Origin of the sequence: Microbispora sp. H11081 (assembly GCF_012999535.1) — a bacterium.
Lineage (GTDB): Bacteria > Actinomycetota > Actinomycetes > Streptosporangiales > Streptosporangiaceae > Microbispora.
Map to the genome: position 1 here is coordinate 500,786 of NZ_JABBWV010000004.1, position 20,726 is coordinate 521,511.

Here is a 20,726-nt window from a genome sequence, read left to right on the forward strand (position 1 = left end):
GGCTTGGCTGCTGACCCCCATCCTGGCTTTGGTAACAATCGGGGTCAGTCCTACCTCATCCCAGGCGCTTCCGATCGGTGTAGGAACGCCGGTGCAATTCACGCTCACCGACGACCAGGGTGCGTGGTTCGACACCGGTGCGACGCTGTTCGGCACGCGGTCGCTCGGCGTCGCCGTGACGCCGCGGACCAAGCTCGCGTCGCTGCCGCTGGACACCGACACGCTGCTCAACGGCGATCTCGGCGGCGGCCTGCTCAACCTGCCGCTGCTCAACGGCACCGCACCGCTGATCGGCAGCCTCGGTGTGAACGTCAACAGCCTGCTCAACCTCGACCAGCTCAACTCCGCGGTCGACGCGGCAGGCGGCTTGCTCGGATTCCTGAACCCGACGATCCAGCGTGCCAAGACGCAGATCAACCAGCTCAGCCAGCAACTGTTGACGACGCCGGGCAGCAGCGCCGTCCCGCTCGGCAGCCTGCCCGTGGGGCTCGACCTGATGCGCACGCTCAAGGAGGTCGCCGCGCTGGCGCCCGCGGACCTGAGCCTCGCGCCGAAGGCGAAGTTCACGGTGGCGGCACCGGCGGCCGCCTCGGCCCACTCGGTGACCAGCCTGATCTGGCCGGTCGGCGCGCAGCCGCTCGACCAGAACAGTGCGTTCATCGGCAACGCCGAGACCAGCCTGACCGAACCGGGCCTGTACGCGTGGGTCTGCAAGATCCACCCGTACATGCTCGGCGCTGTGGTCGTGGACGACCCGCTCACGCCCGGCCTGGACTTCGGCAAGAAGCTCAACGTCAACGTCAAGGGCGGAATCGTCGTGCCCAGCTCGGCCGACGTGGTGCAGGAGCTCGTGCAGAAGTTCTTCCGGATCACCACGCCCGACAACTGGCAGGTCTTCAGCAACACGCAGACCAAGAACTGGAACCCCTACTACCCGCCCGCGCCGATCCTGCAGTACGACGCGAACGAGCAGCCGGTGATCATTCCGAGCCTCGACGCGTACTACAACAGCAAGTTCAACGAGGGCGTCACGCTGCCGGCGCTGACCCAGCGGCCGAGCGTGCCCGGCGTCGGTGAGCTCTGGGTCGACACCCAGATGGAGCAGTACGCCGGCAAGGTCAAGTCCGGCGCGGCGACCAAGGTCGACGTGCAGAACTGGACCGTAGCCCGGAAGGTGGCGCTACCACAGATCAACCTCAACAACCCGCACAACATGTGGTCGGACCGCGACGGAAAGTACATCTATCAGACGGAATGGTTCTCCGACCGCCTGACCGTGTTCGACCGGACCACGGGGAAGCTCGTGCGAACTATCCAGGTCGGCCCGGACCCATCCCATGTGATGACCCGGACCGACACCGACCAGATCCACGTCGCCATCAACGCCGGCAACGCGGTGGTCGAACTGAGTCCGGGTGCCACGCAGATCGACAGACGCATCCTGGTGCAGGGTCCCGGCAAGACACCGGCCCACCCGCACGCCCACTGGATGAGCGCCGATGCGCGCACCATGGTCACGCCGAACGTCAACCACAACAACTCGACGATCGTCGACGTGCCGTCGGGCTCGATCCAGGAGGCGCAGACCGAGCAGCTGCCCATCGCGACCGGCATGATGCCGGACTCCTCGAAGTACTACGTGGCCAACTTCCTCGGCCAGAGCGTCTCCTGCATCTCACTGGACGGGGCGGCGTGCCGCAGCGACAGCGGAACGAACGTCGGCTACAAGGCCATCAACTTGTGGGCGAACTACGACATGGTGACCGGAGCGACGACCGGGAGCTTCGGCGGCCTGCCGATCCAGATCCCGGTGAGCCCTGACGGCAACGCGGTGTTCGTGGCGAACACGCTCACGAGCAACATCGCCGTCATCGACCCCAAGACCGACAAGGTCATCAAGTACCTGCCGTGCGACTCCGGCTGTCACGGCATCAACTTCGGGGCCAAGCGCGGCGGCGGCTACTACGCCTACGTGTCGAGCAAGTTCGCCAACACCCTCGCCGTGATCGACCCCGACCCCAACGGCGACGGCAACCCCGCCGACGCCGCGATCGTCGGCAAGATGGTTCTCGACTCGGCCGCGGGCACCGTCGCGGATGACGTCGTGACCGGCTACAACGGCATGGGCGGGCAGGGCGTCCTCCCCTACCCGATCGTCTACAACGGCTGGGTGCAGAACGCCACGCCGGAGATGGCGAACCAGCTCACGTGTGCTCAGCTCAACCCCATCAACCCGGGGGTCTGCCAGTAACTGCGGGCCCGCGCGGCGGGGGAGGGACCGTAAAGCGGACGGTCCCTCCCCCTGATCAGGGCCCCCCATCGCGCACCACCCACGCCGGTCCATTCGGCCGCCGAGACGTGGGCGCGTGCATTCCACAGTAGACGAGGAAGTACACCCATGCCTGATACGACTGCGCCGGAGCCCTTCGCGGCCCTCCGGCGCGCCCTCTCCGACGCCTCGCCACCGGTACGGCGGCTGATGCTGATCGGCGTGATCGCGCTCTCGATCCTGGTCTCCGGCACGGCACTGTTCGCGCCGAAGGCCGCGCAAGCGGCGAACCACACGATCGCGATCAAGAACTTCGCGTTCACGCCGGACGTGCTCACGCTGGCACCCGGCGACACGGTCACGTTCGTCAACCAGGAGACAGACGGTACCGTCCACGCCATACGCGGCGACTTCACGTCCCCGGACCTGCCGCCCGGGGCGAGCTTCACGGTCACCATCGTCGCCGCCGGCTCGTACAACTACTACTGCAGTCTCCACCCGTACATGACCGGCATCATCAACGCCGGAACGGCACAGCCGTCGCCGTCCCGCTCGCCGAGCGCGAGCCCGTCGCCGAGCCCGAGCCGTTCGCCCGGCGCCAGCCCGTCGCCGGGTGGCAGCCCGGGCGCGAGCCCGAGCGCCACCCCGACGCCGGCGCCCGGCTCCGCGCCCTGCGACAACCCGGTCCTCGGCGCCGACCAGGGCGATGGCACCCGGCTGGCCGCCTACGAGCTGGTCGGCAGCGTCAAGGTGTTCAAGCTGTGCATGTCGCAAACCGACTGGGAGGTCTCGCCCGGGGTGGTGAAGCTGGCGTACACGTTCAACGGCATAGTGCCCGGCCCCACCATAAAGATCAACGAGGGCGACAAGGTGCGGGTCATCGTGCAGAACGACCTGCCGGAGCACACGGCGGTGCACTGGCACGGCATGGTGCTGCCGAACGCGCAGGACGGCGTGCCGGACATCACCCAGCCGCACGTCATGCCCGGCGAGACCTACACGTACGAGTGGACCGCCAAGGCGACCGGCACGCACTGGTACCACTCGCACATGGGTGGCGGCCAGGTCGGCCGGGGCCTCTACGGCGCGCTCCTGGTGACCCCGACGCTGGGCGACATCGCCGCCGACAAGCACTACACCATCGAGATCGGCGATGGTTCCAACGGGTTCACCTTGAACGGCAAGTCGTACCCGGCGACGGTGCCGCTGACGGCGGCGGCCAACCAGAAGGTCCATATCCGGCTGATCGGCGCGGGCCCCGAGATGATCCACCCGATGCACCTGCACGGCGCGGCGTTCCAGGTCGTGGCCCAAGACGGCAACAAGCTCGCCTCACCGTACACCGTGGACACGCTCAACGTCGGCGTCGGACAGACGTACGACATAGTTTTCCAGCCCAAAGAGCCCGGGAAGTGGTTGCTGCACTGCCACATCTTTTCCCACTCCGAGGGACCCAACGGCATGCTCGGCCTCGTGACGGTCGTCAATGTAACGCCGTAATCGCCGGCTGAACCCGCCTCAGAACCCGTGCCGGTCAGCCGTGAGCGCACCTGGCCGGCACGGGCTCCACATACCGATACGCGCAAGGAGTCCGTGCATGAAGCTTGTCCGTGCCGTCGCCGCGACGCTCGTCGCCGGCGTCGCCGTCCTGCTCGCCCCCACTTCGCCGGCGTGGGCTCACGTCACCGTTTCCCCCTCGGTCGCCACCACCGGCGGCTACGGCACGTTCGCGTTCAAGGTGCCCACGGAGCGCGCGGACGCGAAAACGACCCGCGTCGAGGTCGTCTTCCCGGAGAACGCCCAGCTCGCCAGCGTCTCCCTGCGCCCCGTCCCGGGCTGGACGGCCACTGTCGCCACCCGGCAACTGCCGAACGCCGCGTCCGCGGGGCCCGGCGACGAGGCCGCCGACAAGGCCGTCGCGGGCATCGTGTGGGAGGGCGGCGCCATCAAACCCGGCGAGTTCCAGGTCTTCGAGGTGTCCCTCGGTCCGCTGCCCACCACGCCCGGCCAGCTCGTGTTCAAGGCGCTGCAGACCTACAGCAACGGTGAGGTCGTCCGCTGGATCGACATCCCGGAGGCCGGCGCGCCACGGCCCGAACACCCGGCACCGGTGATCGACGTCAAGCCGGCGGACGCGCAGGCCAACGCGCCCGTCGCGGTCGCCCCCACCCCTACCCCCACCCCCACCGGCGACGGCGTCGCTCGTCTGCTCGGCTGGGCAGGCCTCGCGCTCAGCGCCCTCGCGCTGCTGACGGCGGCCGCGACCGGGCTGAGCCGGCGCACCCCGGTGCCGGCCTCCGCGCCGCTCGCGGAGGCGGACACCGCCGCGCGGCTCTCGCGGTGACCCGCACCAGGACACGCGGCGCGGGGCTCGCCGTCCTCCTCGCAGGGTTCGCCATCGTCGTGTCCCTCGTGGTGGCGAGCCCTGCCTGGGCGCACGCGGAACTGGTCCACGCCGCGCCGGCCAACGGCCAGATCTACCAGGACTCCCCTCGGACGCTGCTGTTGCAGTTCACCGACCCGGTGACCGTGCCGCCGGACGGCGTGCGGCTGTTCGGCCCAGACGGCGCCCGCATCGGCATTGGCGCACCGGTCCACCGCGTGGGCGACGACACGTCGGTGGAGGCCCCGCTGAACGGGAAACTCGCCGACGGCGTCTACACCGTCTCGTGGCGGGTGGTGTCCTCCGACAGCCACCCGATACAGGGCGCCTACACGTTCACCGTCGGTACGCCGGGCAGCGGGCCGGCCGGCGTGACGCCCCCGGACGATCGTCACGGCGATGTCGCGACGGCGTACGGCGCCGCCCGGTGGGCCGCGTTCGCAGGGTTCGCCGTGCTGGTCGGCACCGCGTTCTACCTGGCGTGGTGCTGGCCGGCCGGTGCGCGGCGACGGCCGGCCCGGCGGGCGCTGTGGGCCGGCTGGGGCGCCAGCCTCGCCGCCGCGATCGCCTCCTTCCTGTTGTACGGGCCGTACGTGGCCGACGGCGATCTGGCGGGCGCCTTCGACCCGCGGCTGCTGTCCACGACGTGGGCCACCGGCCTGGGCCGTGCCCTCGGGATTCGCGTCGGTCTGCTGCTCGCCGCGGCGCCCGCGCTCGTCTGGCTGCTGAACCGCTACCCGGACGCGCCGGACCGCCGCACGCGGTGGACGGCCGCGGCCGCGGTGCTCGCGGCCGCCGCGGCGCTCGCCGTGACCTGGAGCATCGCGAACCACAGCGTGACGGGCGAGGCCGGCGGGTTCGCCGTGCCGGTCGACGTCGTGCACCTCGTCGGCGGCTCGGTCTGGCTCGGGGGTCTCGTCGCGCTCGCCCTGACGCACGTGCCGGCCCGCGACGCCGTGACCCTGCGTGTGGCGGTGCCCCGGTTCTCGCACACGGCGCTGGTGTGCGTGGCGCTCATGGCCGCCACCGGCCTGTTCCAGGCATGGCGGCAGGTCGGGTCGCTGCCGACGCTGTTCGCCACCGCGTACGGCTGGGTCCTGCTGGCGAAGGTCGCCCTCGTGGTCGTGCTGGTCGCGTTCGGCGCCGCTGCCCGCGGATGGGTCGCCCGCCACTACGGCGCGGGCGGCAACCGGCGCCGCGGCGGCCCTGACCCGTACCAGCTCTACGCGTTCTACCGGCGGCTGCTGGCCGAGACGGCGGTGGGCGCCGTCGTGCTCGGCCTGTCCGCCGCGTTGGTCGCCATGGAGCCGGCCCGCTCGGCGTACGCCGGGCGGGGCTCGACGGCGGCGCCCGCGAACACGGCCGCGCCGGTGCCGGCCGTGCCCACACCCGTGCCGTTCTCGGCCGGCTCCGGCCCCGCCGCGCGCGGTGCGGTGCTGCTCGCGGTATTTCCACCCAAGGTGGGGCCGGCGCAGCTGCACCTGTCGCTGCTCGACCCGAACGGCGCGCCGCTCAACGTGCCGGAGGTGCACGCCGCCATGACCCTCACAGACCGGGACCTCGGGCCGATCCCGGTGGAGCTCCAGGGCGGCGGCGGACACTACATCGGCCAGCTGAACCTGCCGTTCCCGGGTCGCTGGCAGGCCGTTCTCACGGTCCGCACCACGGAGACGGACCAGGCCACTGTTCGCGTCGTGGTCGACGTGAGCGCATGAAGGGCGGATTCGGGCAACATACGCCGCCCAGTCGAACCGCTCGTGCGGGCGGGTGTAGGAGACGGCCATGCCGCCGCCGAGGTTGAACTCGCACAGGCCGAGGCTCCTGCCGTACGCCAGGACGGCCTCGGCGAGCGCGCACAGGTCGGGCGCGGCCAGACCACTCGCGAGATGGGCGTGGAGGCCGCGCAGCCGCACCGGCGAGGTGCCGAGCAGGGCCAGGCACTCGGTGATCCCGCCGGGGTCCGCCGTCCACGTGCGGCGCGAGCGCCCGCAGTCGGTCCAGCTCGCGGCATACCGGGTGGCCTGGGCCTCGCTGGCCGGGGTGCCGCTGGAGAAGGTCGGGGCGGCCTTCCACTACGCACGCTCGAACGAGACCGCCCGCCCCGTGGACCTCTCGACACGGACGGTCTCACCGCGCTCATTCAGCGGGTTCCCGAGGACTGACCGCCTGGTCGAAGAGCGCGCTCGTCTCGAGCTTGATCCCGAACGGCTCTGGCAGTTCCAGGACCTCGCCTTCCTCGACGGTGACGATCTGACGGTACGCCTGCCGGTGGTAGTCGAGGGGCTCCAGGTCGGAGAGGGGATCGCTCATCAGCGTCACCCTGCGCGGAGACGTCACGGGGTCCACGATCAGGTAGAGCGGCACGCCCGCCCGCGCGTAGTCGAGTGGCTTCTCTCGCCAGTCGACCTTGCGAGTCCCGGGCGAGCACACCTCAACCACGAGCAGGGCGCAGCGCCCGCGCATGCGCATGTCGTCGAACTGCTCGACCTCGTCGGGGGCGACCATGAGATCGGGCAGTCGAAGATCCTGATACGGCGGGATGTGCACCCCCCAGGTCTGGTGGAACCGCCAGCCGTTCGCCAGTTTCAGCGGGATCAGCAGATTGAAGAGCCTATCGATGATGTATGTGCTCTCCCTTCCCGCGGGTGGCGTCACGACGACCTGCCCGAGACGAATCTCCGCCCGATAACCGGCGTTGTGGAGTTGCACGCACAGGTGCAGCACCTCGTCAGGGAATTCTTGGGACTCTTCGGGCTTCCCGGCATCTGAGGGCTCGTGTTCGTCCAAGACGACATCGTCGGGGACGGGGTCGTCCTGCTTGCGCGGGACAGGGCGATCGTGCCTGCCGCGCTTGGTCGGCTTCGTGAGGGCCATGGCGCCATCCTCTCCTGCTCCTCCATGTGATGGTACGGACCGTCTCTGGATCGGCACGGAAAGTAACAGCGGAGTGAAAGGGGAGGGCGATTCTTCGGAAGGGTAACGAGGTGAAGGAAAGCCCTACCGGGAGGGGGAAAACCGGCTCCGCGAATCGGTCGTTAATGGCACATCCGTCGCAAATGTCCCGCGACAGGCTCTGAATTCTCCGCGAGAGCGATAGTTCTTTCGCCGAGGCCGACTCTTCATGATCGGCTATGAATGTCCTATGTCGGTTGTGCGGATGATGGTGGCGGCGGCCTGCGTCGCGGTGGTGGCCGGGTGTTCGGCGCCTGCGGCGGCGAATCCGCCGCAGGCGCCGGATTTCACCCTCCCCTTGGACGCCTACGGTCTCGGCGCGAAGGACCGCGCCCAGGTGATACGGGCCCGGTTCATGCTGGCCGAGGAATGCATGCGCCATGTGGGGCTCGATTTCCGGTTTCCCGCCGTCGAACCGGTGACCGACCTGCGCAACGCCGATTACCTCGGATGGCTCGACCCCGGCCAGGCCGCCAAATCCGGATATCTGGGGAAGGGGCGGAACCCGGATGAGATGACCGGCATTCCGTCGTACTCCGTCACCGACGACGAGTTCTATGTGCTGGAAGGGAAGGTCCGGCGACACCACGGGCGGAAGGTGCCGCCCGGAGGCTGCATGGCCGGGGCCGACGCCGTTCTGAATCGGGGAGCGAGGGGTGTGGCGCCTGCCGACATCGGCAGGAGGTTCGACGACGACGAGGTCCCCCGGCTCCGCGACAGCGCGTCCGACCTCGCGTATGAGGACCCGAGGATCGCGGCGGCCGAACGCGAGTGGAGCGACTGCATGAGGTCGGAGGGCTTCGACTACCGGAGCACCGAGGACGTCCCCTGGGCGTCGAGCGCCGCCGACGAGCGCGTCGTCCGGCCGCGTGGAACCCGGGCCGAGATCGACACCGCGGTCGCGGACGCGGAATGCCGGGCCGAGACCGGCTACTCCGCCGTCCGCCGCACGGTCTACGTCGAGGCGCAGAACCGGGTCATCGACAGGAACCGCGCCCGGCTCGATGTCATCAGGTCGCTCAACCAGGCCCGCCTCGCCAACTCCGCCCGGGTCCTCGACCCTCAGCGCAGGTAGTGGAACTCGGGCTTCGGGTGCATGAGGAAGTCGTGGTGCGAGATGTTCCACGCGTACGCGCCCGCCATGGCGAAGGCGACGACGTCGCCGACGGCGGGTGAGGCGGTGACGCGGCGGGCGAAGACGTCCTTGGGGGTGCAGAGCCGCCCCACCAGGGTCACCGGCCCGTCCTCGCCCGCTCCGCCTCTCGTGAGCACGGCGAACGGCTGGTCGTGTCCCTTCGTCACCGGGGTCCGCAGGTGGTGCGTGCCGCCGGACAGCACGGCGAAGCACTCCCCGTGGACGCGCTTCACGTCGAGCACCGTGGTGAGATACCACCCGCAGTAGGCCGTCAGGGCGCGTCCCGGCTCCACGCGCAGCGTCTCGCCGGGCAACGCCAGCGCCCGCAGGCCCCCGCCGTACGCCGCCCAGTCGAACCGTTCGTGCGGGCGGGTGTAGGAGACGGCCATGCCGCCGCCGAGGTTGAACTCGCGCAGGCCGAGGCTCCTGCCGTACGCCAGGACGGCCTCGGCGAGCGCGAGCAGGCCGGGCGCGGCCAGGCCGCTCGCGAGATGGGCGTGGAGGCCGCGCAGCCGCACCGGCGAGGCGCCGATCAGGGCCAGGCACTCGGCGATCCCGCCGGGGTCCATGCCGAACGGCGTGGCGCCGCCGCCCATGGTGAGGGCCGCGCCGGTGACGTCGACGTCGAGGTTGACCCGCAGCAGCACGTCGGCCGGTTCCCGCATCCGGCGCAGTTCGGCCGGGCTCTCGACGTGCCAGCGGTGCGCCGAGGGGGCGAGGGCCAGCTCCGCGCCGGTCTTCCCCGGCCCGCCGAAGCTCAGCGGGACCTCCGGCAGCACCGCCCTGACGTGGGCGAACTCGCCTCCCGATGAGACCTCGAAGCCGTCCACGTGCGGCGCGAGCGCCCGCAGCACCTCCGGGTCGGGGTTGGCCTTGACCGCGTAGCAGATCTCCGTCCCCGCCAGGGCGGCCCGTACGGCGGCGGCGTGGCGGGCGAGCCCGGCGAGGTCGTAGACGTAGGCGGGGACGTCGTCCAGCGACTCGGCGACCTTCCGCACGCCCGCGGGCACCTCGATGGTCATCGGCGCTCTCCTTCCGCCGCGCGCCGCACGCCGAGCGGGTTGGGGACGGGGACGTATCCGGCGGTCCGGTCGGCCGCCCGCGCCCAGCGCACGCCCAGGTTGGCCTTGGCGGGCAGCGGCGCCCCGGCCAGCAGCCGCGTCAGCGGTTCCACGGGCCCCGAGGGGTGGTCATCGGCGTAGCGGCGCAGGATCTCCCGGGCTGCCGCCCACAGCGCGCGCAGGACGTCGTCGGACCCACAGGACGTCGTCGCGGCGACCTCCGCCAGGTGGTTGACGACCAGGCAGTAGGCGACCCGGTTCCAGCCGCGCGCGGCGTCGTACGACAGGGGGCCCGCCACCTCGACCGGCAGGCCGGTCAGGTCGTGCCGGCCGGCGACCAGCTTGGCGCCCTCCAGGTCGCGGAAGACCGCCTCGACGGGCCACCCACGGGCGTCGAAGCCGACCAGCACGTTCTGCACGTGCGCTTCGAGCACGACGCCGTGGCGGAAGAAGGCGTCGAGCACCGGCCGCGCCACGCGCTCGACGTACGCCTCCCACCAGGCGACCGGGTCGGCCGCGCGGCGCGCCAGGACGGCCTCGGGGACGCCGTCCCCGCCCGAGGCGACCGCGCCGGCGAGCACCGGCGTGGTCCCCGGCCCGCACACCCCCCACGGGCCGGTACGGACGATCACTCCGAGCCCTTCGAGCAGCCGGGTGGCGAGGGCGGCCGACCGGTAGCCGGGCTCCGGCAGCCACCGTGTGCCGGGGAAGCGCCTGGCCAGCAGGTCGAAGACCGGGGCGAGCCGCCGGGTCAGCTCGACCGCGCCGGTCAGTTCGTACCACGCGTTCTTCCGCACGCAGTTCGTGATCCGCACGTCCAGGCTGAACTTCAGGCACATGCCGGTGCCGGGGTCGTACACCGTCCTGACCGACGAGGTGGGCACGACGGCGCGGGGGGCGGGCCCGAGGTCGACGAGCCGCCCGTCCGCGAGCGGCCCGCGCAGGCGGGCGGCGAGCAGGTCGAGTTGCCAGGGGTGGGCGGGCAACGGGACGTACCCCTCCGGCGCGCCGCCGAACGCGTCGAGCGCGGCCGTGTCGCCCTCCTGGGCCACCAGGTCGGCGCGCACGCCGAGCAGCCGTGGCGCGAACCGCGCGTGCGTCTCCGGCGCGTAGCCGAGCCAGCCGTCGCCCTCGCGGGCCTTGGGCGACGGGTGGAACGGGTGCCCGGCCACGAGGGCCTGCTCGGAGGCGAGCCACGGGTCGGCGGGCGGGACGGCACGCGCGCGGGCGGCGCGGATCGCCGCGGCCGCCTCGCGTCCCGCCAGCACCTGAGCGGCGAACTCCTCGTTGCCGCCGTCCAGTTCCCGTTCGACCAGCGCGACGAGGGACGGCAGGTCGAGGGGCCTCCACCGCCCCTCCGTGAGCTGCTCGGGCGGTCCGTCGAAACGCAGCGCGATGCCGCCGCGCACGCGCACCCGCACGGGGGTGCCCGCCACGCGCAGCGTCAGGCGGGGGCCGGCGGCGCGCACGTGGCCGCGCGGGCCGCCGACCTCGCGCAGCCAGCAGCGCAGCAGCGCCCCGAGCGCCGCCTCCTCGGCCGCGGCGGCGTGCGGGTCCAGCAGGAGGCGGTCCACGGCTCAGGCGCCCCTCAGATAGTTGGGGCCGGTCGTGCCGTAGAACTTGTTGACGTCCCTGGCCCCGGTGCGGTCCTTGGCCACGAGCGTCCCGGCGACGACCATCGACTTGCCGGTGAGGCGGTCGGCGTCCAGTGTGCGGGCCCGCAGCAGCCGGGCCGCAGGGTCGTCCCCGTACGCGTCGAGCGCGGCGGCCAGGGCCTGTGCGACCAGCGTGGCGGCCGGGCCGGGCAGCGCGCCGTGGGCCACGGCCATGGCGGCCAGGTGCAGGGTGATCGTCACGAAGACGTCGGCGAGCGCGTACGGGTCGTCGGTCAGCATGCGCTCGTCACCGAAGCCGGGCACGTCGAGCCCGGCCGCGCGCAGCCGCCGCGGCGAGGCGAGGAGCCCGTCGTTGTCCTTGACGAGCAGGCGCACGGGCCCGTCGCGGAACAGCAGCGCGAGGTTCTGCTGGTGGGCCTCCAGCGCGACGCCGTACCGGACGAACAGCGTGACGTTCCACTCCAGCAGCACCGCGAGGTAGTCGCGCAGCAGCGCCTCCGCGTCGCCGCCGTGGTGGCGCTCGGCCACCTCGTGCAGGACGAGCCGCCCGTCGCGGCCGGCGAGCGGCGCGAGCAGGGCCGCGACCGGGACGATCTCGCCTTCCGGCAGGCCGCGGACGAGCCAGGCCAGGTGTTCGTGCCCGGCGTGCCCGTAGGTCTGCTCGTCGGCGAGCGAGACGCGCAGGCGGGGCTCGCGGGCCAGGATCCGGCGCAGCAGCGACTCGGCCAGGGCGCCGTCGCGCAACGTGCCGGGTTTGATCGACCGGCGGTTGCGCAGGCCCAGCGTGCTGGCCGCCAGCGGCACCTTGAGGTGGACGCGGTCGGCGACCTCGACCGTCCGGGTGGACAGGGTCGGCCGCACGGTCAGGTACGGCTCCCGCCCCGGGACGACCCCGGGCAGCCGGGTCACCAGCGGCTCCGTCAGCGGGTGGACGGGGAAGAGCACATGCGTCCCGGCCAGGCAGGACGGCAGCCCGACGTCCCCTGGCGCGGGCCACCAGCCGGGCAGATCAGTGCGGGAGAGCGTCACCCGCTCGCGCGGCGCCGCCGCCCACCGCATGGCGAACTCGGCGGCGAACTCGGGGGCGTGGGCCGCCAGGCCGGCCGGGGAGATCCCCAGACGGCAGCGGGCCGTCGGATACAGCGGATGGTCCACGGTGGCGGCCAGCGACTCGTACCGGATGAGGCCGCGACGTGCGCGCAGCCGCCCGGCCACCTCGTGGCGCATGCGGTGGTGGGTCTCCAGCGCCGTGAGCGCCTCCTGGCACTCCCTTTCGAAGGCGGCGACCCCCTCGGCGTCGGCGGGGTGGGCGACGGCCTCCAGCGTCTCCAGCACCTCCGCCAGGGCCAGGCGCTCGTGCCGCGCCGTCGAGAAGTCCTGGAACGGGTCGCCGGCCGCGAGCCCGACCCGCCGCCCGGAGGCGAGGACGATCGCGACCCCGTCCCTGTCGCGGGTGATCCTGGCGGTGATCCCGGCGTAGTCCTCCCGCAGCAGGGCGTTCAGCACCCGCGCCGCCAGGTAGTGCTCACGGTCGGTAACTTCCCGACCGTCGCGGGCCTCCCTGGTCATGTGAGCACCCAAGGGTGGTCCTTCCTGAAGGCGTCGACGGCGGCGTCCACGCTCGCGCGGTCCCGGCCGAGGGCGCGGAGCAGGCCCAGGTAGTCGCGGTTCGTCCCCGTCAGCTCGACGTGATCGCCGATCTCGCGCAGCGCCCGGTGCCACAACCGCACGCCGTCCTGCCGGGTGGAGAGGTCCGGCGGCGCGCCGATGACCGTGCCGGAGCGCTCGGCCACGAGGCTGACCACCGATCCGTACGCGGCGGGAACGGCGTCGAGGTCGAAGGCCGGCAGCGGTTCGCCCGCGTGGACGCGCAGGATCCACTGGTGCAGGGGCACGCCGAGGAGGTCCGCGAGCAGGAAGTCGCAGTTGTCGCCGATCAGCCGATAGTTGATCTCGATGACGCGGGGGCCGTCGCGGGTGACGGCGTACTCGGTGTGGCACATCCCGAAGCCGGCCCCCGCCGCGTCGAGCGCCGCGGTCAGGTGGGGCAGGTGGTCCGGGTCGGGGGGCCGCCAGTCGAGGCGCTCCTCGACGAAGCGCGGCAGCGGGCCGAGCGTGGTGGCGAACCCCCCGACGACCCGCCGGGCGGCGCCGTCGCCCAGCGTCTCCAGGGTGCGGAGCGGCCCTTCGAGGAACTCCTCCGCGACCAGGACGTCCTGCGGCCGCCGCCGCCTGATCGCCGCGACGGCGCCGGCCAGCGCCTCCCGCCCGTCGACGAACACGACGTCCTCGCTGGCCACGCCGAGCGCGGGCTTGACCACGACCGGGTACGGCAGGTCCTCCGGCGGTTCCGCGCCGGGAGGGATCCGTACGGACCTGACCGGTTCGACGGCGGCGAGGGCGCGGCGCGTCAGCGCCTTGTCCTTGGCGGTGACGCAGGCCCGCCAGTCCTTGCCGGGAAGGCCGAAATACTCGGCGGCGAGCGCGGTGGCGGCCTGGAGATGGTCGGAGTTGGAGAAGATCACGTCGGGCCGGTGGTGGGCGGCCACGGCGTCGATGACGGCCCGGGGATCGCGGACGTCCGCCGCCACGACGTCGTGCCCCGGGTACCGATCAGGCTGGTCCGTGAGTATCGTCACGTCCCAGCCCAGCGCGGCCGCGGCGGGAAGGAACCCGGCGGTCACCGAGTCGGTCGGGTTGAGCGTGGTGACGTACAGCCGCACCGGCCCTCCGAGTAGGTAAGGCTAACCTAAGCGTGAGCATCCTAGTCCTGGTGTCGATCGTTTGACCGGCGAACGCCACGGGACGGGAGATTGCCGGGGCGGCGGCGGTGGAAGGATGACGGCGTGGATATCGCGGACGGACTGCTCGGCCCCCTGCTCCTGGCGAGGAACGCCATCGACAGATCGGCGGCCCTGCGGGGCGACGAGGACTGGCTGCGGCGGGCGTGGGAGGCGGACAAGACACGCGTCCTCCTCATCCACGAGGGCCGCACGCTGGTGCGCCGCTTCAGCGACGGCGCGGCCCTCGTGCTCACCTCGCCGGCCGAGGCGCCGGAGGGCACCCGTTATCTGCTGGGCGTGGACGAGGACGGCGTGGCCTACTTCGCGGTGGGCGCCCCGCTGCCCGAGGGCGACGCGGCGGGGCTCAGAGAGGCGGCGGTGCTGCTCGACGACCGCGACGCCGGACTGCTCGTCTACGCGGTGGCCCTGGAGGCGTGGCACGCGGGCCACGAGTACTGCCCGAGGTGCGGCAGCCGTACGGACGTCACGGCGTCCGGTCACACGCGCGTGTGCCCGCGCGACGGCAGCCAGCACTTCCCGCGCGTCGACCCCGCGGTGATCATGCTCGTGCACGACGACGAGGGCCGGATCCTGCTCGCGCGCGGCCCGCAGTGGCCGGAGAAGCGGATGTCGGTGCTGGCCGGCTTCGTCGAGCCGGGGGAGTCGCTGGAGCACGCGGTGGTCCGCGAGGTCCTGGAGGAGGTGGGCGTCGCCGTCGCCGCGCCCCGCTATCTCGGCAGCCAGCCCTGGCCGTTCCCGCGCAGCCTGATGCTGGGCTTCTTCGCCCGCGCGGTCACGACGGACCTGCGCCCCGACCTGGAGGAGATCGCCGAGGCCCGCTGGCTGTCCCGGGAGGAGCTGGAGACCCAGGTGCGCGCGGGAGAGCTGGTGCTGCCCGGCCAGGTCTCGATCGCCCGGCGCCTGATCGAGACCTGGTACGGCGCGCCCATCCCCGACACCGGCTGGTGAGACCGGCGCCGGGGGCCGTGGCCGAGATCTAGCAGGTGCCCGCGAGGTGCCGCTTGACCTCGGCGACCGAGGGGTTGGTCATCGTGTGGCAGTCCGCCACCACGGTGGGAACGACCTGGTTGCCGTTGTTCACGCTCGCGACGAACTCGGCGGCGTCCGGGTGACGCTCGATGTCGACCTCGCTGAAGGGGATGCCTTCCCGCGTGAGCTGGCCCTTCAGCCGCTTGCAGGGGCCGCACCAGCTCGTGGTGTAAACCGTCAGCGCCATCTGTCGTCCCTTTCGTGCGCATCAGTGTTGCCGAGAGCAGTCATTGGCAACATCGCCGGCGTGCCGGGTGTTCCCGCACTACCGCTGCGCCAGGGCGGCCGTGGGCGGCGCCACGTACCCAAGCCTGGCGGTGATCCAGGCCTGGACGCTCTCGGCCACCCCCGGCTCCCGGTACAGCGGCGCGCTGTGCTGGGTGCCCGCCATGGTCTTGACGACCATCGGCACGCCGACGACCTGCAGCGCCTCCCTGAGCATCTCGCTCTGGTACGGCGGGACGAACTCCTCCGACGAGTGGACGGCGAGCATGGGCGGGTCGCCCGGCGAGGCGTGGAACGGCACCTCCATGCTCGACCAGACGCGCGGGCACTTGGCGGGGACGCAGCCGCCGGCCAGCTTGATGGCCGCCTTGCGCAGCTTCTGCTGCTCCTTGGTGCCGAACGCGCTGCCGTCCGCGAACGCCGACAGCGGCGAGACCGGCGGCGAGATCCCGACGACCCCGCGCAGCCCCGGCCGGCCGTCGCCGTACGCGCCGACGGCGGCGGCGAGGTGGCCTCCGGCGGAGAACCCCAGCAGCGCGTAGCGGCCGGGGTCGGCGTTGAACATCGCCGCGTGTTTGCGCACGGCGTTGACGGCGGAGATGACGTCGGTGCGCTGGGCCGGCCAGGCCGCGTCGCCGGACAGGCGGTAGTCGAGGTTGACGACGGTGTAGCCGAGCTGGGAGTAGCTGCGGGTGACCGAGGTCATGTACTTCTTGTCGCCCCCGGACCACCAGCCGCCGTGGATCACGAACACGATCGGGCGGCGCGGGCCGGTGGGGTGCCACCACACGTCCATGATCTGGCGCGCGTGCGAGCCGTACGCGTAGGTGCGGGTCTTCGGGCCGTACGGCGTGGCCGACGGCGACGGCGAAGCCGACGGGGACGGCGTTGCCGAGTGGCGGGCCGAGGTGCTCGGGGACGGGGCTGGGGAAGCGGAGGAGTGGCGGACGGGGTCGCCGGCCGAGGCGGCGGCCTCGGCGTCCGGCGGGGTGAGCATGAGGGCGGCGAGGGCGGCGGCGCCCATGCCTATGGCAGTTCGGACCGCGGTGGCCACGGCGTGTTCCTCCCCGATGTAGCGTCGTGCGCCGACCGGTCGCCGGGACACGCCCGCTCGGCTGCTGGAAGGATGATGCCAGTAACAACGTCCGCAACGCATGTCAGGAGCCGCTCCTTGGACGTCCTGGACGGTCTGGATCCCGAGCAGCGCGAGGTCGCGCAGGCGGTGCGCGGACCGGTGTGCGTGCTCGCGGGGGCGGGGACGGGCAAGACCCGCGCCATCACGCACCGCGTCGCGTACGCCGTGCACACGGGGGTGGTCGAGCCGACGGGCGTGCTCGCCGTGACCTTCACGACCCGCGCGGCGGCCGAGCTGAAGCAGCGGCTGCGCGGCCTCGGGGCGCCCGGCGTGCAGGCCCGCACGTTCCACGCCGCGGCCCTGCGGCAGCTCAGCTACTTCTGGCCGAGGGTGATCGGCGGCGACCCGCCGCAGGTCGTCGAGTCGAAGCTGCCGCTGCTCGTGGAGGCGGCCAGGCGCCTGCGCAGGAACCCCGACCGCGGCGAGTTGCGCGACGTCGCGAGCGAGATCGAGTGGGCGAAGGTCACCCAGGTCGGCCCGGAGGACTACCCGGCAGCCGCCGCCAAGGCCCGCCGCACCCCGCCGATCGCGCCCGAGGAGGTGGCGCGGCTGTACGAGGGGTACGAGGCCCTGCGCCGCCAGCGGAACCTGATCGACTTCGAGACGATCCTGGAGCTCACGGCGGCGGTGATGACCGAGCACCGCGAGGTCGCGGCGCAGATCCGCCAGCAGTACCGCTACTTCGTGGTCGACGAGTTCCAGGACGTCAACCCGCTGCAGAAGCTGCTGCTCGACACCTGGCTCGGCGGGCGCGACGACGTGTGCGTGGTGGGCGACCCCAACCAGACCATCTACTCGTTCACCGGCGCGACCCCCCACTATCTGACCAACTTCGCCGTCGAGCACCCGTCGGCGGCCGTGATCAGGCTCGTGCGCGACTACCGCTCGACCCCGCAGGTGGTCTCGCTGGCCAACCGCGTCATGGCGCGCTCGCCCCACCGGCTGGAACTGGTTGCCCAGCGGCCGGAGGGGCCCGAGCCGGTCTTCACCGAGTACGACGACGAGCAGGCCGAGGCGCTCGGCGTCGCGCTCACGGTCAAGAAGCTCATGGCGGACGGCGTGCCCACCCGCGAGATCGCGGTGCTGTTCCGGATCAACGCCCAGTCGGAGGCGTACGAGCAGGCCTTCACCGACGCCGGCGTGCCGTACCTGCTGCGGGGGGTGGAGCGGTTCTTCGAGCGTCCCGAGGTGCGCCAGGCCGTGGTGCTGCTGCGCGGCGCGGCACGGTCGGCGGGCGACGAGCCGCTCGCGCCCGCCGTGCACGCGATCCTGTCGGGGATCGGGCTGACCGCGGAGCCTCCTGGGGGCGGCAAGGCCAGGGAGAAGTGGGAGTCGCTCAAGGCGCTCGCCGACCTGGCCGAGGACATGGCGGCGGAGGGCGCGGATCTCCCCCGGTTCGTCGCGGAGCTGGAGCGCCGGGCGATGGAGCAGCACGCGCCGCCGGTCGAGGGCGTGACGCTCGCGTCCCTGCACGCCGCCAAGGGCCTGGAGTGGGACGCGGTCTTCCTCGTCGGGCTCACCGACGGCATGGTCCCGATCGTCTACGCGGAGACGCCGGACCAGGTGGAGGAGGAGCGGCGGCTGATGTACGTGGGGATCACCCGGGCTCGTGAGCACCTGCACCTGTCGTGGGCGCTGGCCCGCTCGCCGGGGGGCCGCCGCGCCCGGAAGCCGTCGCGCTTCCTCGACGGGCTGTCCCCCCGCACTTCGGGCCCGGCCAGATCCGAGCGGCCAGCGGGAGGCTCGGGTGGACGGGCGAAGCGGTCGGCGGCGCCGCTGCACTGCCGGATCTGCGGCCGGACCCTCGCCGCCGCGGCGGAGCAGAAGCTGGGCCGCTGCGCGACCTGCCCGGCGGACTACGACGAGGCGCTGCTCGAACGGCTGAAGACCTGGCGCAGCGCGGCGGCGAAGGAGGCGAAGGTGCCGGCGTACGTCGTCTTCACCGACGTCACCCTCCAGGCCATCGCCGAGCGGGTGCCCACATCCGAGGAGGATCTCCTCTCGATCGCCGGGATCGGACGCGTCAAACTTGAGCGGTACGGCGACCCGGTCCTCGAACTCTGCCGTGGCGCCGATAGTGTTACCGACCAGTAATATCCGCCCGTGCTGGAGGCCCGCGTGAACTCGGCCCTGAAGGAGCTGCTGGACCTGCTCGACCTCGAGCAGATCGAGCTGGACATCTTCCGCGGGCGCAGCCCCGAGGAGCGCATCCAGCGGGTCTTCGGCGGACAGGTGGCGGCGCAGGCGCTCGTGGCGGCCGGCCGTACGGTGCCGTCCGACCGGATGGTCCACTCGCTGCACGCCTACTTCATCAGGCCGGGCGACCCTGCCGTCCCGATCGTCTACAACGTGGAGCGGGTGCGCGACGGGCGGTCGTTCGCCACCCGGCGGATCACGGCCATCCAGCACGGCAAGGCGATCTTCTCGATGTCCGCGTCGTTCCACGTCCAGGAGCCGGGCGTGAGCCACCAGGCCGCGCGCATGCCGGAGGTGCCGGACCCGGAGACGCTGCCGACCTTCCAGCGGCGCATGCTCGACGTCGTGGGCGAGGATCCGGGCTGGCGCGAACTGCTGTCCAGGCCGCGCCCGGTCGACGCGCGCTACGTGAACGCGCTAACCTGGGAGGCCGCACACGACCCCGCCCTGGTCAGCGCGGAGAACAACGTCTGGTTCCGGTACGACGCCGACCTGCCGGACGACCCGCTGCTGCACGTCGTGCTCGCGGCCTACGCCAGCGACTTCACGCTGGTGGACACGGTGCTCCTGGCCCACGGCCTCGCCTGGGGGTCTTCCGCGGTGTCCGGCGCGTCGCTGGACCATGCCATGTGGTTCCACCGGCCCTTCCGGGCGGACGAGTGGCTGCTCTACGCCCAGGAGTCGCCCTGGTCCGGAGCGGCGCGCGGGCTCGCCCGCGGGCAGATGTTCACCGCGGCCGGAGACCTGGCCGTCTCGGTGGTACAGGAATGCTTGGTCCGGGTGTCGCCCGCGCTCCACTCCGATGTCACGAAGTCGTGAAAATCGCAGGTAGAAAATAGGTTGCCCGCCCTGCCGCCGCGGTTTAGGGTCTTGCACAAGTCAGCCGGACGGTCAGGTCCGGCACGATCACGCTGAAACGGAGGTGAGTCCAGTGAGGAACAAGACGACGTCCCGCACGCTGTGGCTCGCTTCCGCACGCCCGGCCGCCATTGTCATGCCGGTCAAACTGCGGCGCGGCGAGGCCGCCCCGGCCCTGGCTCTGATCAACGGAGCCGCGGGCTCGGCCGCCTTCGGCGTGTCCACCCGCCCGGCCAACTACGGCCACCCCGCCCCTCGTCCGGTCCACGTGAACCGGCCGATGGGTGATGAGCAGCTCAGCACCGCCGCTCGCGGCGGTGCGCAGGGTCCGCACGATGCCCGGAGACGACCAGTCATACCCTGACCGGTCTCCATCTCCGGGCCGCGGATCCGCACCAGGATCCGCGGCCTTTCTGTTTGTCCGGCCACGAATCCACCCCACAACGAGGACAGCCAGACCAAACCATTCGAAGAGGTGACGCAGATGGCGGCCCCGGTCATGGACCTGATCGAAGCCGAAATCCCCTGTCGTACCGACCCAGACCTGTGGTTCGCCGAGTCCCCCGAGGACGTGGAGTTCGCCAAGGCGCTCTGCGGTGGCTGCCCGATCCAGAAGGCCTGCCTGGCCCGCGCGCTGGAGCGCGAGGAGCCGTGGGGCGTCTGGGGCGGGGAGCTCGTCCTGAGGGGGGTCGTCGTGCCCCGCAAGCGGCCGCGCGGGCGTCCCCGCAAGACTCCCGTCGCCGCCTGACCAAAGATCCAGAGTTTCTCCGGAAGGAACCGATCCAGATGAGCATCTCCCCGATCAGCGCCTTGTATCTGAACCAAGAACTGGCGCATGAGCGAATACGAACCCTGCACGAGGAGGCGGCGCAGGAGCGGCTGGCCGGCCGGATCAGGAGCGTGCGGAAGGCACGCCGGCAGGCCGAGCGCGCGTCCAGGCGACTGAGTGCCGCACTGGCGCGCGTGTGACGCGAGTCCACCGCGCCGATCGGCGCAGGTAGTGGCGATGGGCGGTCCCAGGCGGGGCCGCCCATCGTCGTCCGAGCCAGGGCGTCCTCGTAAA

At 72.0% G+C, this 20,726-nt stretch carries 18 protein-coding genes; 11 read left to right on the forward strand and 7 right to left on the reverse strand.

What is annotated here, in order from left to right:
- Nucleotides 1–91 precede the first annotated feature (91 nt).
- The 4 genes from HHX31_RS14630 (at nucleotide 92) to HHX31_RS14645 (ending at nucleotide 6,367) form a co-directional block, all read left to right on the forward strand.
- Nucleotides 92–2,251, forward strand: coding sequence for a hypothetical protein (locus tag HHX31_RS14630; protein WP_211589673.1), 2,160 nt, complete (start codon nucleotides 92–94; stop codon nucleotides 2,249–2,251).
- 147 nt (nucleotides 2,252–2,398) lie between these two features.
- Nucleotides 2,399–3,769, forward strand: a complete 1,371-nt coding sequence (locus tag HHX31_RS14635; protein ID WP_169948793.1) for a multicopper oxidase domain-containing protein — start codon at nucleotides 2,399–2,401, stop codon at nucleotides 3,767–3,769.
- Nucleotides 3,770–3,866: 97 nt separating this feature from the next.
- Nucleotides 3,867–4,613 carry a YcnI family protein gene (locus HHX31_RS14640; protein ID WP_169948794.1) on the forward strand — a complete coding sequence of 249 codons (747 nt, stop codon included), beginning with the start codon at nucleotides 3,867–3,869 and terminating at the stop codon, nucleotides 4,611–4,613.
- On the forward strand, nucleotides 4,610–6,367 hold the full coding sequence (locus tag HHX31_RS14645) for a copper resistance protein CopC (RefSeq protein ID WP_169948795.1): 1,758 nt from the start codon (nucleotides 4,610–4,612) through the stop codon (nucleotides 6,365–6,367). Before HHX31_RS14640 ends, HHX31_RS14645 begins: the two co-directional genes overlap by 4 nt.
- A 421-nt stretch (nucleotides 6,368–6,788) precedes the next feature.
- On the opposite strand, the gene HHX31_RS14650 is transcribed toward HHX31_RS14645, so the two are convergent.
- Nucleotides 6,789–7,526, reverse strand: coding sequence for a Uma2 family endonuclease (locus tag HHX31_RS14650; protein ID WP_169948796.1), 738 nt, complete (start codon nucleotides 7,524–7,526; stop codon nucleotides 6,789–6,791).
- 268 nt (nucleotides 7,527–7,794) lie between these two features.
- Between HHX31_RS14650 and HHX31_RS14655 the strand changes: the two genes are divergently transcribed.
- Nucleotides 7,795–8,679, forward strand: coding sequence for a hypothetical protein (locus HHX31_RS14655; RefSeq protein WP_169948797.1), 885 nt, complete (start codon nucleotides 7,795–7,797; stop codon nucleotides 8,677–8,679).
- Here HHX31_RS14655 and HHX31_RS14660 read toward each other — a convergent pair.
- Genes HHX31_RS14660 through HHX31_RS14675 form a run of 4 tightly spaced genes read right to left on the reverse strand, consistent with a single transcriptional unit; the run spans nucleotide 8,667 to nucleotide 14,139 of the window.
- Nucleotides 8,667–9,761: a type III PLP-dependent enzyme gene (locus HHX31_RS14660; protein ID WP_169948798.1), complete on the reverse strand. Its 1,095-nt coding sequence runs from the start codon at nucleotides 9,759–9,761 to the stop codon at nucleotides 8,667–8,669. The genes HHX31_RS14655 and HHX31_RS14660 overlap by 13 nt on opposite strands.
- Nucleotides 9,758–11,374 (reverse strand): IucA/IucC family protein, encoded by a 1,617-nt coding sequence (locus HHX31_RS14665; RefSeq protein ID WP_169948799.1) that lies wholly within the window; start codon nucleotides 11,372–11,374, stop codon nucleotides 9,758–9,760. Before HHX31_RS14665 ends, HHX31_RS14660 begins: the two co-directional genes overlap by 4 nt.
- A 3-nt stretch (nucleotides 11,375–11,377) precedes the next feature.
- Nucleotides 11,378–12,985 (reverse strand): IucA/IucC family protein, encoded by a 1,608-nt coding sequence (locus HHX31_RS14670; protein ID WP_169948800.1) that lies wholly within the window; start codon nucleotides 12,983–12,985, stop codon nucleotides 11,378–11,380.
- Nucleotides 12,982–14,139: an acetyl-CoA carboxylase biotin carboxylase subunit family protein gene (locus HHX31_RS14675; protein ID WP_169948801.1), complete on the reverse strand. Its 1,158-nt coding sequence runs from the start codon at nucleotides 14,137–14,139 to the stop codon at nucleotides 12,982–12,984. Before HHX31_RS14675 ends, HHX31_RS14670 begins: the two co-directional genes overlap by 4 nt.
- A 129-nt stretch (nucleotides 14,140–14,268) precedes the next feature.
- On the opposite strand from HHX31_RS14675, the gene nudC reads away from it, so the two are divergent.
- On the forward strand, nucleotides 14,269–15,168 hold the full coding sequence (nudC, locus tag HHX31_RS14680; protein ID WP_396711022.1) for an NAD(+) diphosphatase: 900 nt from the start codon (nucleotides 14,269–14,271) through the stop codon (nucleotides 15,166–15,168).
- Between the two features lie 28 nt (nucleotides 15,169–15,196).
- On the opposite strand, the gene HHX31_RS14685 is transcribed toward nudC, so the two are convergent.
- A complete protein-coding gene (locus HHX31_RS14685; protein WP_169948803.1) occupies nucleotides 15,197–15,436 on the reverse strand; it encodes a mycoredoxin in 240 nt (79 codons plus the stop codon).
- A 78-nt stretch (nucleotides 15,437–15,514) separates the two neighbouring features.
- Nucleotides 15,515–16,528, reverse strand: a complete 1,014-nt coding sequence (locus tag HHX31_RS14690; protein WP_311931787.1) for an alpha/beta hydrolase — start codon at nucleotides 16,526–16,528, stop codon at nucleotides 15,515–15,517.
- 75 nt (nucleotides 16,529–16,603) lie between these two features.
- On the opposite strand from HHX31_RS14690, the gene HHX31_RS14695 reads away from it, so the two are divergent.
- The 5 genes from HHX31_RS14695 to HHX31_RS14715 all read left to right on the forward strand — a co-directional run bounded on the left by HHX31_RS14695 (nucleotide 16,604) and on the right by HHX31_RS14715 (nucleotide 20,632).
- Nucleotides 16,604–18,703, forward strand: a complete 2,100-nt coding sequence (locus HHX31_RS14695) for an ATP-dependent DNA helicase UvrD2 (protein WP_169948804.1) — start codon at nucleotides 16,604–16,606, stop codon at nucleotides 18,701–18,703.
- Between the two features lie 24 nt (nucleotides 18,704–18,727).
- Nucleotides 18,728–19,624 carry an acyl-CoA thioesterase II gene (locus HHX31_RS14700; RefSeq protein WP_169948880.1) on the forward strand — a complete coding sequence of 299 codons (897 nt, stop codon included), beginning with the start codon at nucleotides 18,728–18,730 and terminating at the stop codon, nucleotides 19,622–19,624.
- A gap of 112 nt (nucleotides 19,625–19,736) precedes the next feature.
- The gene (locus HHX31_RS14705) at nucleotides 19,737–20,027 is read left to right on the forward strand and encodes a hypothetical protein (RefSeq protein WP_169948805.1); all 291 of its coding nucleotides are present in this window, start codon (nucleotides 19,737–19,739) and stop codon (nucleotides 20,025–20,027) included.
- A 120-nt stretch (nucleotides 20,028–20,147) separates the two neighbouring features.
- Nucleotides 20,148–20,411, forward strand: coding sequence for a WhiB family transcriptional regulator (locus tag HHX31_RS14710; protein ID WP_169948806.1), 264 nt, complete (start codon nucleotides 20,148–20,150; stop codon nucleotides 20,409–20,411).
- 38 nt (nucleotides 20,412–20,449) lie between these two features.
- Nucleotides 20,450–20,632 (forward strand): hypothetical protein, encoded by a 183-nt coding sequence (locus tag HHX31_RS14715; protein ID WP_169948807.1) that lies wholly within the window; start codon nucleotides 20,450–20,452, stop codon nucleotides 20,630–20,632.
- Nucleotides 20,633–20,726: the final 94 nt, after the last annotated feature.